Source organism: Xanthomonas sp. NCPPB 4037, assembly GCF_041475695.2.
In the GTDB taxonomy this organism is placed as follows: Bacteria; Pseudomonadota; Gammaproteobacteria; order Xanthomonadales; family Xanthomonadaceae; genus Xanthomonas; species Xanthomonas campestris.
This window is the reverse complement of record NZ_CM191261.1, coordinates 779,000-795,047: the sequence shown is the minus strand read 5'-3', so window position 1 is coordinate 795,047 and position 16,048 is coordinate 779,000. Positions and strand designations below refer to the sequence as shown.

Here is a 16,048-nt window from a genome sequence, read left to right as displayed (position 1 = left end):
TCGATCGATCCGCTCGCCCGCCCCACCCGACGCCTTTCGTGGTGCCGACAAACCCATCGCTCTTTAATTGGGTTGTTCCACCATCTCGCAGCGCGGTTCACGGGAACGCTCCGAGCCTCACTTTTTTGCATCTGCAATGCGTCTGCGCTCCGGGCTCTGCCTGGTGGCGGCGCTTTACTTGGAGCTTCCTGATGTCTTTTGAATCCTTGGGCCTGGCGCCCTTCCTGCTGCGCGCATTGGCCGAGCAGGGCTATGAAACCCCCACCGCCATCCAGCAGCAGGCGATCCCGCTCGTGCTGGCCGGCCATGACCTGCTGGCTGGCGCACAGACCGGTACCGGCAAGACCGCCGCGTTCGGCCTGCCGCTGCTGCAGCACCTGGGCACCACCCCGCAGCCGGTCAACGGCCCGCGCAAGCCGCGCGCGCTGATCCTGACCCCCACCCGCGAACTGGCCACCCAGGTGCATGACAGCCTGCGCGGCTACAGCAAGTACCTGCGCATTCCGAGCGCGGTGATCTACGGCGGCGTGGGCATGGGCAACCAGCTCGATGCGCTGCGTCGTGGCGTGGACCTGCTGATCGCCTGCCCGGGCCGTCTGATCGACCATATTGAGCGCCGCAGCGTGGACCTGTCCGGCATCGAAGTACTGATCCTGGACGAAGCCGACCGCATGCTCGACATGGGCTTCTTGCCGTCGATCAAGCGCATCCTGACCAAGCTTCCGCGCCAGGACCGTCAGACCCTGCTGTTCTCGGCCACGTTCGAAGAGAACATCAAGCAGCTGGCGCTGGAGTTCATGCGCAACCCGATGCAGATCCAGGTCACCCCGAGCAACACCGTGGCCGAGAGCATCACCCACCGCGTGCACCCGGTCGATGGCGCGCGCAAGCGCGACCTGCTGCTGCACCTGCTGGCGCAGGACAGCCGCGAGCAGACCCTGGTCTTCGCACGCACCAAGCACGGCAGCGACAAGCTGGCGCTGTTCCTGGAGAAGTCCGGCATCAAGACCGCGGCGATCCACGGCAACAAGAGCCAGGGCCAGCGCATGCGTGCCCTGAGCGACTTCAAGGCCGGCCGCGTGACCGTGCTGGTGGCCACCGACATCGCCGCGCGCGGTATCGATATCGACCAGCTGCCGAAGGTCATCAACTATGACCTGCCGATGGTGGCCGAGGACTACGTGCACCGCATCGGCCGCACCGGCCGTAACGGTTCGACCGGCGAGGCGATCTCGTTGGTGGCACAGGACGAAGCCAAGCTGCTGCGTCAGATCGTGCGCATGCTGGGCCGCGACGTGGAAATCCGCGACGTGCCGGGCTACGAGCCGCAGACCCCGATCCGCTGGGGCAACAGCGCCCCGGGCCGTGCCGAGCAGCCGGGTGGCGATCGCGCCCCGCGCAAGAGCCACGCCCGTCGCCCGCATGGCGATGCACCGCGTCAGGCGCACGCCCATGCCGGCCCGAAGAAGCCGGGTGGCCAGCGCAGCAGCGGGCCGCGTCAGGCCACTGCCGGCGCCGGTGCCGGCCGTCGCGACGGTGGTCGTGGTGGCAGTGGCCGGCCGGCCAGCCGCGGCGCCTAACGCCCGCGACTGACGGTAACGACAAGGGCCGCCATGCGGCCCTTGTCCTGTCAGCCACACCGACACCGGCGATGTCCGGCCCACTTCCTCTGCACGCGCTTGCCGATCAACGCCATGGATATCTTTAAAGTATTTACGCTCGAGGCCGCCCACCGGCTGCCCAACGTTCCGCCGGGGCATAAGTGCGCACGGCTGCATGGGCATTCGTTCCAGGTCGAGCTGCATGTCAGCGGCGAACCGGGTGCCGAGACCGGCTGGATCATGGACTTCGGCGACATCAAGGCTGCCTTCCAGCCGATCTACGACCGGCTCGATCACCACTACCTCAACGACATCGAGGGGCTTGAAAACCCCACCAGCGAACGCCTGGCCATCTGGATCTGGCAGCAGCTCAAGCCGGCCTTGCCGCAGTTGAGCGAAATCGTGGTGCACGAGACCTGCACTTCCGGCTGCCGCTATCGCGGTTGATTGGCGCAAATGGTGACCGAAGGCCGCCCTCCGAGGCGGCCTTTCTCGTTTTAAGCGCAACGCAAGCGATTGATTGGAAAACACTTTTCAGGTCGGTTGGAAAATTTTCAGAAAACATGTTGCATCGCAACAACATCCGCGTATGCTGCAACGCAACAAACGGTCACAGCATTCCCCAAGGGGTTCGCGATGTCGGCGCAGTTCGAAAACAGCTTCACCAGTCAGTTCGCTTCTGCCGCAGCCCGTGCCAACCAGTTGGCATTGGACACGCTGGAACAGAACGTCAACGCGACCACCAGCTTCTTCGGTGAGTTTGCGCAGGCGCGCGACCTGGGCGCCTACCAGACGCTCTGGCCGAAAGGGCTGCAACTGGCCCGCGACAACCTGGAACGTCTGGCGTCGGTCAATCAGGAAGTGGTTGGCATGGGGCTGAAAATGTCCAGCGAACTTGGGCAGTTTGCCAAGCAGCAGTTCGAGACCGGCAGCGATCAGACCGGCGCAACAGGCAAGACCCGGCGCAAGTAACGGCCACCAAAATTCAGCGTCTTTGCATGGGTCCCTCCCCCCATGCAACCCGGCCCGACAGATCCCTCCCTCTGTCGGGCTTTTTTATTGTCTGGTGACCGGCGCAGGCGTCGGCCGGCCCTTTCGATGCGGCCGCGCACAAGGCCGCTGCGCTCACTCCGGCAGGCGGATGTGCTGCGCCAGGCCCTCGGCCTGGGCGTTGGGGCGCCACGGAATGCGCCCCCAGCACGGCATCGCCAGGCGCTGGCCGAGCATGCGGATGTTGTCCTCAATGCGCTCCATCTGCGGGTCGATCTCGTTGGCGATCCAGCCGATGCAGCGCAGGCCATCGGCGGCGATGGCCGCGGCGGCAAGGCGCGCATGGTTGATGCAGCCCAGGCGCACGCCCACCACCAGCACCACCGGCAGCTGCAATGCGCGCACCAGATCGGCCTGATCCAGCTGCGCACTCAGCGGCGCCGCCCAGCCGCCGACCCCTTCCACCACCACCACCTCGGCCTGCGCGCGCAGCTGCGCAAAGGCCTGCTGAAGCGGCAGCAGCGACAGGCTCACGCCGACATCGGCGGCAGCCAGTTCCGGGGCCAACGCCGCAGGCAACGCATATGGATTGAGGGTGGCGTAGTCCGGCTGCGGCTGGCTGGCGGCTTGCAGCGCCAGCGCGTCTTCGTTGTGCCAACCCTGCGGGGTGGCGACGCAGCCACTGGCCACCGGCTTCATGCCCACTGCGGTGTGGCCGCGTGCACGCACCGCATGCAACAAGGCCGTGCTGGCAACGGTCTTGCCGATGCCGGTATCGGTGCCAGTGACGTAGAAGGCGGGAAACTGCATGCACCTGTTCCTGCGGCCGCGCCGCCATTGCCGGAGAGGCCGCGCAGCATACCGTGCGGGCGTTGGCTGCACGCGCCTGCGTGGCATCTGCCATGCCTTCTGAAACGAACCAATGCATCGTGGGCCGCTTGGCTGGCCGGCACATGCGGCGCGCGGCCCGGGATGGTCGTGTGCGCGGCGCGCCCCTTGGGGTCCTGCCGGCCCTGCAGCCCGCGCGCCTGCTCCGTGGCGTCGCAACGACGCTGCGGATGGCCGCTGCTAGACTTTGCGCATGTTCGCCACCTCTTCGCTGACCGGCAGCAAGCCGGAACAATATGCCCAGCTCACCGCCCAGGCCCAGGCTCTGGTGCACGGCGAGCCGGACCGGATCGCCAACGCTGCCAACCTGGCCGCGCTGATGTTCAATTCATTGCCGTCGCTCAACTGGGCGGGGTTCTATTTCTATGACGGCCGCGAGCTGGTGGTGGGGCCCTTCCAGGGGCTGCCCGCCTGCGTGCGCATCCCGTTGGACAAGGGTGTGTGCGGTGCCGCCGCCAGTACCCGGCAAACACAGCGCATCGCCGATGTGGACGCGTTTCCCGGGCATATCGCCTGTGATTCGGCGTCGCGGTCGGAGCTGGTGATTCCGCTGGTACAAGGCGACACGCTGATCGGCGTGCTCGACCTGGACAGCCCGGAACTGGACCGCTTCGACGCGGACGACCAGCGCGGACTCGAAGCCATCGCGCAGGTCTTCGTCGGCGCGTTGACGTGACCACCGAACGGCTGCGCAACATCGGCCCCAAGAGCGCGGCCTGGCTACGCCAAGTTGGCCTGCGCACCCAGCAGGACCTGCAGGCCGTGGGCGCGGTTGGCGCGTTTGTAAAAGTGCGTCGTGCCGGATTCAAGCCCAGCCTCAATCTGCTGTATTCGCTGGAAGGTGCGCTTGCCGATTGCCATTGGCAGGAAGTGCCGGAAGCGCGCCGGCATGCCTTGCTGGCCGAATACGAAGCCGCCAGCGCACTGCTGCCGGCCGCACGTGGCCGCCCGGTCGGTGGCCCGGTGGAAACCGTGCATTACGCGCGCGCCGACAGCGATGCGTTGGCAGACGATGCCACCGACGTGGCCGGCGACGACGCGCAACCCGCCACGCACGACGAGTAACGCGGCCGCACGTAGCGCATAAGCCTGTGTGACCGGCCACTAGCGCCGCGCTGCGACCTACAAGGTCGGCGCAAGCGAAGCGCTTAACGTCTGCCCGTGGCCCAGTCCTCGAAGCGCCGCTATGAGGCTGGGACTGAGGGTGTTGCCGAACCGTCGGCACTGGTCCAGCCGCACGCCGGGCGTGGGCCTCAACCCTCGCTCGCGGACACTCTCGCGATCCGCGCATCTACACATCTGCGATTCATTGCAAACTGCGGCAGTGCGCTGCATGCGTCATGCACCTCGGTAGAGGATGCATCCATTACCGCTGATTTGCCGCGTTACCCGTCACTCACCAACGCGCGTGCTCAGTGCAGCATGAGCAGCGCGCGCATGTCGTCGATCACTGCAATCGCGCCGGCGTGCTCCACATCGAAGCCACGCAGATAGCCATACCGCACCATCGCCAACGGCATGCCGGCGGCCTGCGCAGCGGCGGCATCGGTGGCCGAGTCGCCCACCATCAGGCACTGCGCGGGCGCGTGCTGGAACTGCTGCGCCAGATGCAGCAAGGGCGCTGCACTGGGCTTGCGTTGCGGCAACGAATCGCCGCCGAGCACCGTCGCAAACTGCGCCGCAATGCCCAGGTGTTCGAGCAAGGGCTGGATGAAACGCGCCGGCTTGTTGGTGCATAACGCCAGCGTGGCGCCTGCGCTGCGCAACGCAGGCAAAGCCTCGGCAACGCCTGGATACAAGCGCGGGTGATGCAGCAGGCTGGCTTCGTAGTGGCGCATCATCACCGGCATTTCCGCATCCACATCGCGGTCGCTGCCTGCTTCGCGCAACGCGGTGGCCAACAGTGTGTGCACGCCCTCGCCGATCCAGCTGCGCACGGTGGCTTCGGGAAACTGCTGCAGGCCAAGTTCCTGCAAGGTGCCGTTGAGGGCCTCGGCAATATCCGATGCGCTGTCCACCAGCGTGCCATCCAGGTCGAAGATCACCAGCGGATACGGAAACATCGCGTCGCCTTTGCGTGGGGGTAGGCGCAGTGTACGAAGCGGCTGATTCAGGACGTGTCAGTGCACGACTGCAATCAACGCAATGCGTGCGGGTGCGGGTGCGTCCGCGGCATCGGCCGTTGCCGCAGGCCGCGTCAGCGCGTTACTGCTGCGGCACCTCGCCGAACAATTCGCCCTGCACTGCCGCCTGCAGCTCGGGGTCGGAAAAACCGCTCAGCCCCACGCCGACCAGGCGGTAGCGCGTTTCCGGCGGCAACTCCACGCGCCGGGTCAGCCCCAGCGCGATATCGACCAGCCCCTGCAACGACGCTGGCGGCTGCTCGGGCGTATACGAGCGGGTGAGGATGCGAAAGTTGGAGGTCTTCAGCTTGAGCACCACCGTGCGGCCAATCCGCTCGGTGCGCCGCGTCGCATGCCAGGTCTTTTCGGCCAGGCGCTGGATGTGCGGGTCCAGCGCATCCAGTGCCAGATCTTCACTGAAGGTGTCCTCGGAAGACACCGATTGCACTTCCTGGTCCGGCTCCACCGGCCGCTCATCGATGCCGCGCGCACGCCGGTACAGGCTCTGCCCGAAACTGCCGAAATGCGCCTGCAGTTCTTCCAGTGGCCGCAAGCGCAGATCACTCACGGTGACGATGCCCAACGCCGCCAGCTTGCCATCCATGACCTTGCCCACGCCGGGAATACGGTTGACCGGCAGCGGCAGCAGGAAGGCATCCACGCGACTGGGCGCGATCACGAACTGGCCATCTGGCTTGCGCCAGTCGGAGGCGATCTTGGCGAGGAACTTGTTGGGCGCAATGCCTGCCGACGCGGTGAGCTGGGTTTCTTCGCGGATCTGGGTCCGGATGAGCTGCGCGATTTCCGTGGCCAACTGCATGCCGGTCTTGGCTTCGGTGACGTCCAGATACGCTTCGTCCAGCGATAGCGGCTCGACCAGGTCGGTGTGCCGATGAAAGATCTCGCGCACCTGCCGCGACACCGCCTTGTAGCGTGCGAAATCCGGCGGCACGAACACCGCATCCGGGCACAAGCGCTCGGCGCGCACGGCCGGCATCGCCGAGCGGATGCCGAAGGTGCGTGCTTCATACGAGGCAGCGCACACCACCGAGCGCGCGCCGCGCCAGGCCACCACCACCGGCTTGCCGCGCAGCGACGGATCATCACGTTGTTCCACGGACGCGTAGAACGCATCCATGTCCACGTGAACGATCTTGCGCATCAAGCCAGATTCCCCAGCACAGTCTTGCTGCGCATGATAAATCAGCCGCGTCTCATGCCTTGCGCCAGTCGTTGGCCCGCAGTTGCTGCAGTGCGCAACTGCTTGAAAACACTACGCATGCGTACGGATAAAACGTTTGATTGAACCGTACGGGCTCATGCACGCTTGCCGCCCTCGCCTTTTGCTCTTGCAGGAAACCGTTCGTGATGACTCGTCAAAATGCGTACTCGCGTGACCAATTGCTGGCCAGCGCGCGCGGGGAATTGTTCGGCCCCAACAGCGGCCGTCTGCCGAACGACCCGATGCTGATGTTCGACCGCATCACCGAGATCAACGACAACGGCGGCAGCCACGGCAAGGGCATGATCCGCGCCGAGCTCGATATCCGTCCGGACCTGTGGTTCTTCAATTGCCACTTCATCGGCGACCCGGTGATGCCTGGCTGCCTCGGCCTGGATGCGATGTGGCAACTGACCGGCTTCTTTCTCACCTGGATCGGTGCGCCGGGCCGCGGCCGCGCGCTGGGCTGTGGCGAGGTGAAATTCACCGGCCAGGTGCTGCCCACCGCAACGCTGGTGACCTACGAAATCGAGATCAGCCGGGTCATCAACCGCAAGCTGGTGATGGCACAGAGCGATGCGCGCATGTTGGTGGATGGGCGCGAGATCTACGCCGCCAAGGATCTGCGCGTGGGCATGTTCACTTCGACGGAGAATTTCTGATGCGCCGTGTTGTCGTCACCGGAATGGGCATCAATTCGTGCCTGGGCAATGACCTGGACACGGTCTCCAGCGCGCTGCGCGAAAGCCGCTCGGGCATCACCGCATTACCTGACCATGCCGAAGCCGGTCTGCGCAGCCAGGTGGGCGGCGCGGTGGACATCGACCTGGACGGATTGATCGACCGCAAGCTCAAGCGCTTCATGGGCGATGCCTCGGCGTACGCCTACCTGGCGATGCGCGATGCCATTGCCGATGCCGGCCTGTCGCCCGAGCAGGTCAGCGACCTGCGCACCGGCGTGATTGCCGGCTCCGGCGGCGGCTCCAGCCAGTGGCAGGTGGAAACAGCCGATCTGCTGCGCGCACGCGGCGTGCGCAAGGTAGGCCCGTACATGGTGCCGCGCACGATGTGTTCGGCAGTCTCGGCCTCGCTGGCCACTGCCTTCAAGATCCGCGGCCTGAGCTATTCGCTGTCGGCCGCCTGCGCGACCTCGGCGCATTGCATTGGCGCGGCCGCGGATCTGATCCGGCATGGCGCGCAGGATGTGATGTTTGCCGGCGGCGGTGAAGAACTGCACTGGACCATGAGCGTGATGTTCGATGCGATGGGCGCGCTGTCCACCGGCTTCAACGATCGCCCGACAGTGGCCTCGCGCCCCTACGACGCGCAACGCGATGGGTTCGTCATCGGCAGCGGCGGCGGCATGCTGGTGCTGGAAGACCACGACCACGCCATCGCGCGCGGCGCCCGCATCCATGCCGAACTGCTGGGCTACGGCGTGACCTCCGATGGCGCGGACATGGTCGCCCCCAGTGGTGAGGGCGCGGTGCGCTGCATGCACATGGCGATGCAGGGGCTGGATCGCCCGATCGATTACCTCAACACGCACGGCACCTCCACCCCGCTGGGCGATGTCACCGAGCTGGGCGCGGTGCGCGAGGTGTTCGGCGACAACGTGCCGCCACTGTCGTCGACCAAGGCGTTGTCCGGTCACTCACTGGGTGCGGCAAGCGTGCACGAGGCGATCTACAGCCTGCTGATGCTGCGCGATGGCTTCATGGCCGGCTCGGCGCATATCGACGAACTCGATCCGCGTGCCGAAGGCTTCCCGATCCTGCGCGCCACACGCAAGGCGACGTTGAACACGGTGATGTCCAACAGCTTCGGCTTCGGCGGCACCAACGGCGCGCTGGTGTTCGGCCGGGTGTAATGGCTCGCGGCCACCGCCGCGATCATGCTGCGGTGGCCTGAATGCGGTGATGAGGAAGACGGTGGCGCGCCAATGACGCAGTCACGGGCATGGCCGTGCCTGCAATTGGCCGATGCCGTAGGCCAGGCGCCGCAAACGCAGGCGTGCGTGATTGGGCGCTCCCACGCGCCGACCGCACACATCGGGAGGGGCACGCCAGACCTCCTTCGACGAGCGAGCGGCTAGCGCTCGTTCTGGTTGCGACGATTGCGTTCCCGAATCGCTTGATCCTAGTCGATGCTCGACTGCGAGATACAACGCTGCAGGCCACCATCCTGGCTGGGCGAGCTTTCACATCGGCCCCTGACCGATTGGTCGTAGTCGCTGCGTGCTTGGGAAACACAACTCTGCACGGCACTGTCCTGGCTTCCCGAGCGCTCGCACCTTCTTATCTGATCGTCCCGTCTGTCGGCATCTATCCGATTCAGCGCGGCGCGATCGATTTCGGCCCTGTCCCGCTGGACGCGTTCGTTCTCTGAACGCGTGTATTCCTTGAGGCGCTTGGCGATGGTGGGCGGGCCAACCTGCGGATTGTTACTGGGTGCCATCATGTCCAGGCTCGGGAAATCGCCGGGCGCATGGTCGCGCCAGAGCGCCCGTTCGCTTTCGACGGTCCATTCTCGGCCCTGATAATGCGCGTCCCAATACGCATCAAGCGCGAACGTGACCTTCGGTACCGCCTTTGCCACGGGGCCCCGACCGGACACGATTGCCTGCGCCGGCATCCAGCCGCGCGCATCGGGTCCGCGCACGTCGCACCACCTGCCATTCTGCAGGCAGCCATACACAGCGACCGGGTTGCCGGCATGGGCCTCACCCACCAGTCGGTATTCATCGCCCGGGCCGGCGCGCAAACGGACCAGCTTCTCGACATGTCCCGCGTGCTGCGCCACCACCGGTGTGGCGACCGTGATCAGCACCATCAAGCTCCATGACAAAGGTCGCCGCATTGCACTCTCCTTGATGTGCCCATCCACGAAGCAATCGATCACTTTGGAACGTCCAACACAACGTAGCGCGCAGTCGTCAGGTGGGTGGGAACGGCGCGCTCAGAACCGAAGCGTGCGTGGTTGATGTCGCACCGAGCATCGGCTGCGCCCGCCGACGGACGCAGCCGCTTTGTCGCCTGCTGTTAGTGACCACACGACTGCGCTTATCGCCCAGACCGCCACATTGCGGTGCGAACGCAGCGCCGACCGACAACGGCAGCAGGCTCAGCCCGCCATGCCGTTGTGCCGCAGCAGCGCGTCGATCTTGGGTGCGCGTCCACGGAACGCGCGGAAGTTATCCGCTGCGCTGCGGCTGCCACCACGCGCCAGCACTTCATGCCGGAACCGCGCGCCGGTGTCGGCCACCTGCTCGGGCGCTTCTTCGAACGCCGCGTAGGCATCGGCGCTGAGCACCTCGGCCCACTTGTAGCTGTAATACCCGGCCGCGTAGCCGCCCGCGAAAATGTGGCTGAACTGATGCGGGAAGCGATTCCACGTCGGCGGGCGATTCACCGCCACTTCGTCGCGCACGCGCTCGATCAACTCCAGCACACTGTCCTGGGCCGGATCGAAACTGCTGTGCAATTGCATGTCGAACAACGCGAATTCCAGCTGACGCACGGTGAACATGCCGCTCTGGAAATTGCGCGCGGCCAGCAGCCGGTCGAACAGATTGCGCGGCAGCGGCTCGCCGGTTTGCACGTGCGCGGTCATCGCCTGCACACGCTCCCATTCCCAGCAGAAGTTCTCCATGAACTGGCTGGGCAGCTCCACTGCGTCCCATTCCACGCCATTGATGCCGGCCACGCCGAGCTCGCCGATACGGGTGAGCAATTGATGCAGGCCGTGGCCCATTTCATGGAACAGCGTGGTGACTTCACCATGCCGGAACGTGGCCGGCGCATCGCCACTGCCACGGCCGAAATTGCACACCAGATACACCAGCGGCGTCTGCACACCCTGACTGGTCTCGCGGCGATTGCGGCAGTCATCCATCCATGCACCACCGCGCTTACCCTCGCGCGCGTACAGATCCAGATAAAACTGCCCCACCAGTGCGCCTTGCGCATCTTCCAGCCGATAGAAGCGCACGTCCGGGTGCCAGACCGGCGCGCTATCGGGTTTGACAGTCAGGCCGTACAGGCTATGGATCACATCGAACAGGCCAGCCAGCACCTTGGGCTCGGTGAAGTACTGCTTCACTTCCTGCTCGGAGAAGCTGTAACGCGCCTGCTTGAGCTTTTCGCCGGCATACGCCAGGTCCCAGGCTTCCAACTGCTCCAGGCCGAGTTCGTCGCGCGCGAATGCTTCCAGCTCGGCACGATCCTGTTGTGCATACGGCTTGGCGCGCACGGCGAGATCGCGCAGAAATCCCATCACCTCGTCCGGGCTTTGCGCCATCTTGGTGGCGATGGAATAGTCCGCGTAGCTGGCAAAGCCCAGCAGCTGTGCCAGCTCCGCGCGCAGGGCCAGGATGCGCTGGATGGTGGCGCTGTTGTCCAGCGCGGCATCGCCGAATTCGGAGGCGCGCTCGGCATTGGCGCGGTACAACCGCGCGCGCAGTTCGCGGCTGTCGGCATCGCTCTGCACCGGCAGATAACACGGCATCTGCAAGGTGAACTTCCAGCCGGCAACTCCGTCCTTTTCCGCCGCCGCGCGTGCGGCGGCAACCACTTCGGACGGCAGGCCCGACAACTGGGTCTCGTCCTGCGTCACATGCGCCCACGCGTCGGTGGCGTCGAGCACGTTCTGCGAAAACTTGGCGGCCAGGCCGGACAACTCTTCCTGGATCTGTGCAAAGCGCGCCTTGGAGGCGTCGTCCAGTTCGGCGCCGCCCAGGCGGAAATCGCGCAGCGCGTTGTCGAGCACCTTGCGCCGGGCTTCGTCGTAGTGCGCAGCTTCCGGCGAGGCGGCCAACGCCTTGTATTGCGCGTACAGGGCCAGGTTCTGCGCCAGTGCACTGCCGAAGCGGCTGACCTTGGGCAGATTGCTGTTGTAGGCCTCGCGCAGCTCGGGGGTATTCATCACTGCCTGCAGGTGGCCGACCTGGCCCCAGGCGCGCCACAGGCGCTCGGTGGCGTCATCCAGCGGCACCACGAAGCTGTCCCAGCTGACCGGGCTGACCTGTTCGGCCGCCTTCACCGCTGCCTCGGCATCGGCCAGCAGCTGATCGATCGCCGGGCCCACATGGTCGGGGCGGATCGTATCGAAGGACGGCAGTCCGGAAAAATCGAGCAGCGGGTTGGTCATGGGAGCTCCGGCAATAGGGTGGATCAGGGGGCATCGGAGGGCGCGCAGGAGCGCACGTGGCCTCGTCAGAGTGCGGCTGTTGCGTCGGTCACTACGTGTGCGTGAAGCACCGCCGGTCCCGACACCGAGCGCGCACGCCTGATGGCGCGCAGCGCGTTGCGACAGCCACGCCTAGCAGATGGCGATCATTCCAGCGCAGCACAAGGCAGCGCGGGTAACGCGGCGCCGGCCACGGCCGCGGCAATGGCCGCGTCGCTGGCGTCCACGTCGATCTCGCGCGCCACATACCAGGCCGGGTCGTAGTAGCTGTGCGCATAACGCTCGCCGGCATCGCACAGGATGGTGACGATGGAGCCCTGCCGGCCCTCGTCACGCATGCGCTGGGCCGCCTGCAGCACGCCGACGAAGTTGGTGCCGGTGGAGCCGCCGACGCGCTTGCCCAGCGTGGCGCTCACATGCCGCATGGCCGCCAGGCTCAGTGCGTCTGGCACCTTGATCATCACATCCACGCAGCTGGCGATGAAGCTGGACTCCACCCGCGGGCGGCCGATGCCTTCGATGCGCGAGCCGCCGGTGATGGCCAGTTCCTTGGGGCACTGCCCGGCCACGGCGCGGCAATAGCCGTCGAAGAACACCGACACTTCCGGGTCCGCGCACAGAATGCGGGTGTCGTGGCGCCGGTAGCGCACATAGCGGCCCAGCGTGGCGCTGGTGCCGCCGGTGCCGGGGCTGCAGACAATCCACTCCGGAATGGGATGCGGTTCTTCGGAAAGCTGCTTGAAGATCGACTCGGCGATGTTGTTGTTGGCACGCCAGTCGGTGGCGGGCTCGGCGTAGGTGAACTGGTCCATGAAGTGCCCGCCGGTCTCGCGCGCCAGCTGGTGCGAGGCGCTGTCCAGGTCGCAGGCACGCTCGACCAGATGGCAGCGCCCGCCCTGGAACGCGATGGCGGCGATCTTCTCCGGCGAGGTCGAGGCCGGCATCACCGCGATGAAGGGCACCCCGAGCAAGCGCGCGAAATAAGCCTCGGACACCGCGGTGGAGCCGCTGGAGGCCTCGATCACCGGCCGGCCTTCGCGCAGCCAGCCGTTGGCCAGCGCGTACAGGAACAGCGAGCGCGCCAACCGGTGCTTGAGGCTGCCGGTGGGGTGGCTGGACTCGTCCTTGAAGTACAGGTCGATGCCCGGATACCCCGGCAGGTCCATCGGAATCAGGTGGGTATCGGCCGAGCGGTTGAAATCGGCTTCGATCTTCTGGATGGCGGCGGCCACCCACTGGCGCTGCGACATGGCAAGGCTGTGCTGCGAGAGAAGCGTTGATTCTACCGCCGCCGCGCATATGCCATGGGCGGCGGGTCATCAGGCGGCCACGGCGCCGATGGTATGCTCGGCGCACCTGCCCGCTCGCTCGATTACCCGTGCCGCATTGCCTGCTTCGCCTGCTGCTGTGCCTGTGCCTGGTTGCCAATACGGCCACCGGCGCGTGGGCGTCGGTGGGCATGGCGATGCCGGCCATGGGCTCGGCCGCGATGGGGTCGGCGGCGATGGCCGCGACCGCGCGTGGCATGCACGCGGCCGCGCCGGACGCACTGCCGTGTCATGAAGACATGGCCTCGCCCGCTGCGATGCCGCTGCCGGACACGGATCATGCGGCGCATGCGGGCAAAGGCGACTGCTGCAAATTGGGCAGCTGCGACTGCCTGCAGCACTGCAGCCTGGCCCTGCTGACGCTGCCGGCGGTGCCTGCGGCGCTGGCCGGCCGCCCCGCAATGCCGGACGCCATGGCCGAGGGGCGCGCCAACCCGGTGCCCGAACAGCCGGTCCGACCTCCCATCGCCTGAGCCTCGACGGCAGCAGCCGTCGTCGCCCCTGCGCGCATGCGCAGGGCCCATTGCGATGCGCGTTGCCTGCACCCTGCGGGCCGCGCCTGGAGGCTTCATGTCATTCGATCCCTTGTCCCATGGCGGGCTGGCCCGCCGCCGCTTCGTGCACGGCCTGGCGCTGGGCGGCGTTGCCGCGGCCACCGGCCTGTGGCGCAGCGAGGCACGCGCCACCCCTACTTACGCGACGCCCGCCGTCCTGCGTAGCAGCGCCGCGTCGCTGCAGATCGGCCGCATGCCGGTCAACCTCACCGGCCGCGCGCGCAGCGCCATCACCGTCAACCAGTCGCTGCCGGCGCCCACGCTGCGCTGGCGCGAGGGCGACACCGTCAGCGTGCGGGTGCGTAACGCCCTGGCCGACCAGTTCACCTCCGTGCATTGGCACGGCCTGCTGCTACCGGCCAACATGGACGGCGTGCCCGGCATGAGTTTCGACGGCATCGCACCGGGCCAGGAGTACCTGTACCGCTTCGCGCTGCGCCAATCCGGCACCTACTGGTACCACAGCCATTCGATGTTCCAGGAGCAGGCCGGGCTGTACGGCGCGATCGTGATCGACCCGCTGGCACCGCCGCCCTACCGGTTCGATCGCGAGCACGTGGTGCTGCTGTCGGACTGGACCGATCTGGACCCGGCCGCGCTGTTCCGCCGGCTCAAGCAGATGCCCAGCCACGACAACTACGCCCAGCGCACCGTGGGCGACTTCGTGCGTGATGCGCACGAAGACGGGCTGCGCGCCACCCTGGCCGACCGCGGCATGTGGGGGCGCATGCGCATGACCCCGACCGACCTGTCCGACGTCAATGCCAACACCTACACCTACCTGCTCAACGGCGTGGCGCCGGCCGGCAACTGGACCGGACTATTCAAGCCTGGCGAAAAGGTGCTACTGCGTTTCATCAATGGTTCGTCGATGACGTATTTCGATCTCCGCATCCCCGGGCTGCGCATGACCGTGGTCGCCGCCGACGGCCAGTATGTGCATCCGGTCAGCGTGGATGAATTGCGCATTGCCGCCGCCGAAACCTTCGATGTCCTCGTCGAACCCATCGGCCAGGATGCCTTTACGCTGTTCGCGCAGGACATGGGCCGCACTGGCTTCGCATGCGGCACGCTGGCAGTGCGCCACGGCTTGCAGGCGCCGATTCCGGCACAGGATCCACGCGCCATCCTCACCATGCAGGACATGGGGCACGGCGATGGGATGGCGCATGGCGCAATGCATGACATGTCGGCACAGCACGGCGCATCGCCGGCGGATCCGCATGCGGGCCACACCGTGCAGCACGATCCATCTGCGCACGCCATGCAACAGCACGGCCACGCCAGCGCGCCCTCGCGCGCGCCACACCACCCCGCCAGCGAAGACCACAACCCGCTGATCGACATGCGCAGCAATGCCAGCGCACCGCGGCTGGACGACCCCGGCATTGGCCTGCGCAACAACGGCCGCCGCGTGCTCTGCTACGGCGATCTGCACAGCCTGTTCGACGACCCGGACGGCCGCGCACCGGGCCGCGAAATCGAGTTACACCTGACCGGCCACATGGAAAAGTTCGCCTGGTCCTTCGACGGCGTCGCCTTCGCCTCGGCCGAGCCTTTGCGGCTGCAGTACGGCGAGCGGCTACGCATCGTGCTGGTCAACGACACCATGATGCAGCACCCCATCCACCTGCACGGCATGTGGAGCGATCTGGAAGATGCCGATGGCAACTTCCAGGTGCGCAAGCACACCATCGACATGCCGCCCGGTACACGCCGCAGCTACCGCGTACGCGCCGATGCGCTGGGCCGCTGGGCCTATCACTGCCATCTGCTCTACCACATGGAAGCGGGCATGATGCGCGAAGTGCGGGTGGAGGCATGAACGCCATGCAGACCGCTCATGTTCTATTGGTCACCGTCATCGCCAGCGCGACCGCAACTGCGCAAGAACATGCGCATCACCAGATGCATGCTGCGACAGTGGTGCAGGTGGACAGTGCGCAGGCGATGGAGAGGCCTGCGCTCAAGCGTGTGGATGATGTGGATGAAGCTGCCGTGGGAGCTGCTGCATCCGCGCCCACTTCAGTCTCTGGTGCTGCTTCGGTATCCGCTTCGACGTCGACATCAGCGTCTTCTCTGCAGCGGGCCACGCAGGCCGCGCCGCCAGTGGAAATGGATCACGCGCACATGCAGCACACAGAGCAGGCCGCGC

The 16,048-nt window shown here is 66.3% G+C and carries 15 protein-coding genes and 1 other RNA gene; 9 read left to right on the top strand and 7 right to left on the bottom strand.

Annotated features, from left to right (window positions below):
- The first annotated feature begins 191 nt into the window (after nucleotides 1-191).
- From ACCQ01_RS03555 to ACCQ01_RS03545, 3 genes are all read left to right on the top strand, one after another.
- A complete protein-coding gene (locus ACCQ01_RS03555) occupies nucleotides 192-1,580 on the top strand; it encodes a DEAD/DEAH box helicase (RefSeq protein ID WP_011035834.1) in 1,389 nt (462 codons plus the stop codon).
- A 114-nt stretch (nucleotides 1,581-1,694) separates the two neighbouring features.
- Complete coding sequence (gene queD / locus ACCQ01_RS03550) at nucleotides 1,695-2,048, top strand: 6-carboxytetrahydropterin synthase QueD (RefSeq protein WP_228431472.1); 354 nt, start codon at nucleotides 1,695-1,697, stop codon at nucleotides 2,046-2,048.
- Nucleotides 2,049-2,237: 189 nt separating this feature from the next.
- Entirely contained in the window at nucleotides 2,238-2,573 is a 336-nt protein-coding gene (locus tag ACCQ01_RS03545) for a phasin family protein (protein ID WP_011035833.1), read from the top strand.
- Nucleotides 2,574-2,726: 153 nt separating this feature from the next.
- Here ACCQ01_RS03545 and bioD read toward each other — a convergent pair whose 3' ends face one another.
- A complete protein-coding gene (gene bioD / locus ACCQ01_RS03540; RefSeq protein WP_228431471.1) occupies nucleotides 2,727-3,401 on the bottom strand; it encodes a dethiobiotin synthase in 675 nt (224 codons plus the stop codon).
- A gap of 271 nt (nucleotides 3,402-3,672) precedes the next feature.
- Between bioD and msrC the strand changes: the two genes are divergently transcribed.
- Nucleotides 3,673-4,155 carry a free L-methionine (R)-S-oxide reductase MsrC gene (gene msrC, locus ACCQ01_RS03535; RefSeq protein ID WP_228431470.1) on the top strand — a complete coding sequence of 161 codons (483 nt, stop codon included), beginning with the start codon at nucleotides 3,673-3,675 and terminating at the stop codon, nucleotides 4,153-4,155.
- Nucleotides 4,152-4,544 (top strand): TfoX/Sxy family protein, encoded by a 393-nt coding sequence (locus tag ACCQ01_RS03530; protein ID WP_011035830.1) that lies wholly within the window; start codon nucleotides 4,152-4,154, stop codon nucleotides 4,542-4,544. The genes msrC and ACCQ01_RS03530 overlap by 4 nt, the downstream gene beginning before the upstream one ends.
- A gap of 347 nt (nucleotides 4,545-4,891) precedes the next feature.
- On the opposite strand, the gene ACCQ01_RS03525 is transcribed toward ACCQ01_RS03530, so the two are convergent.
- Nucleotides 4,892-5,542, bottom strand: a complete 651-nt coding sequence (locus ACCQ01_RS03525; RefSeq protein WP_228431469.1) for a phosphoglycolate phosphatase — start codon at nucleotides 5,540-5,542, stop codon at nucleotides 4,892-4,894.
- Nucleotides 5,543-5,684: 142 nt separating this feature from the next.
- Complete coding sequence (dinB, locus tag ACCQ01_RS03520; RefSeq protein ID WP_011035828.1) at nucleotides 5,685-6,764, bottom strand: DNA polymerase IV; 1,080 nt, start codon at nucleotides 6,762-6,764, stop codon at nucleotides 5,685-5,687.
- 206 nt (nucleotides 6,765-6,970) lie between these two features.
- Between dinB and fabA the strand changes: the two genes are divergently transcribed.
- Together fabA and fabB are read left to right on the top strand one after the other, a co-directional pair.
- On the top strand, nucleotides 6,971-7,486 hold the full coding sequence (gene fabA, locus ACCQ01_RS03515) for a 3-hydroxyacyl-[acyl-carrier-protein] dehydratase FabA (protein ID WP_042596506.1): 516 nt from the start codon (nucleotides 6,971-6,973) through the stop codon (nucleotides 7,484-7,486).
- The gene (gene fabB, locus ACCQ01_RS03510) at nucleotides 7,486-8,694 is read left to right on the top strand and encodes a beta-ketoacyl-ACP synthase I (RefSeq protein ID WP_228431468.1); all 1,209 of its coding nucleotides are present in this window, start codon (nucleotides 7,486-7,488) and stop codon (nucleotides 8,692-8,694) included. The genes fabA and fabB overlap by 1 nt, the downstream gene beginning before the upstream one ends.
- 269 nt (nucleotides 8,695-8,963) lie before the next feature.
- Here fabB and ACCQ01_RS03505 read toward each other — a convergent pair whose 3' ends face one another.
- The 4 genes from ACCQ01_RS03505 to ACCQ01_RS03490 all read right to left on the bottom strand — a co-directional run bounded on the left by ACCQ01_RS03505 (nucleotide 8,964) and on the right by ACCQ01_RS03490 (nucleotide 13,261).
- Entirely contained in the window at nucleotides 8,964-9,656 is a 693-nt protein-coding gene (locus tag ACCQ01_RS03505; protein WP_228431467.1) for an SH3 domain-containing protein, read from the bottom strand.
- Nucleotides 9,657-9,733: 77 nt separating this feature from the next.
- A non-coding RNA gene (locus ACCQ01_RS03500) (sX9 sRNA) lies at nucleotides 9,734-9,801 on the bottom strand.
- A 146-nt stretch (nucleotides 9,802-9,947) separates the two neighbouring features.
- A complete protein-coding gene (locus ACCQ01_RS03495) occupies nucleotides 9,948-11,972 on the bottom strand; it encodes a M3 family metallopeptidase (RefSeq protein WP_228431466.1) in 2,025 nt (674 codons plus the stop codon).
- Between the two features lie 185 nt (nucleotides 11,973-12,157).
- Entirely contained in the window at nucleotides 12,158-13,261 is a 1,104-nt protein-coding gene (locus ACCQ01_RS03490; protein WP_228431465.1) for a PLP-dependent cysteine synthase family protein, read from the bottom strand.
- 128 nt (nucleotides 13,262-13,389) lie between these two features.
- On the opposite strand from ACCQ01_RS03490, the gene ACCQ01_RS03485 reads away from it, so the two are divergent.
- Both ACCQ01_RS03485 and ACCQ01_RS03480 read left to right on the top strand, forming a co-directional pair.
- Entirely contained in the window at nucleotides 13,390-13,812 is a 423-nt protein-coding gene (locus ACCQ01_RS03485) for a CopL family metal-binding regulatory protein (RefSeq protein ID WP_228431464.1), read from the top strand.
- Between the two features lie 97 nt (nucleotides 13,813-13,909).
- The gene (locus tag ACCQ01_RS03480) at nucleotides 13,910-15,718 is read left to right on the top strand and encodes a copper resistance system multicopper oxidase (RefSeq protein ID WP_228431463.1); all 1,809 of its coding nucleotides are present in this window, start codon (nucleotides 13,910-13,912) and stop codon (nucleotides 15,716-15,718) included.
- The last annotated feature ends 330 nt before the right edge of the window (nucleotides 15,719-16,048 follow it).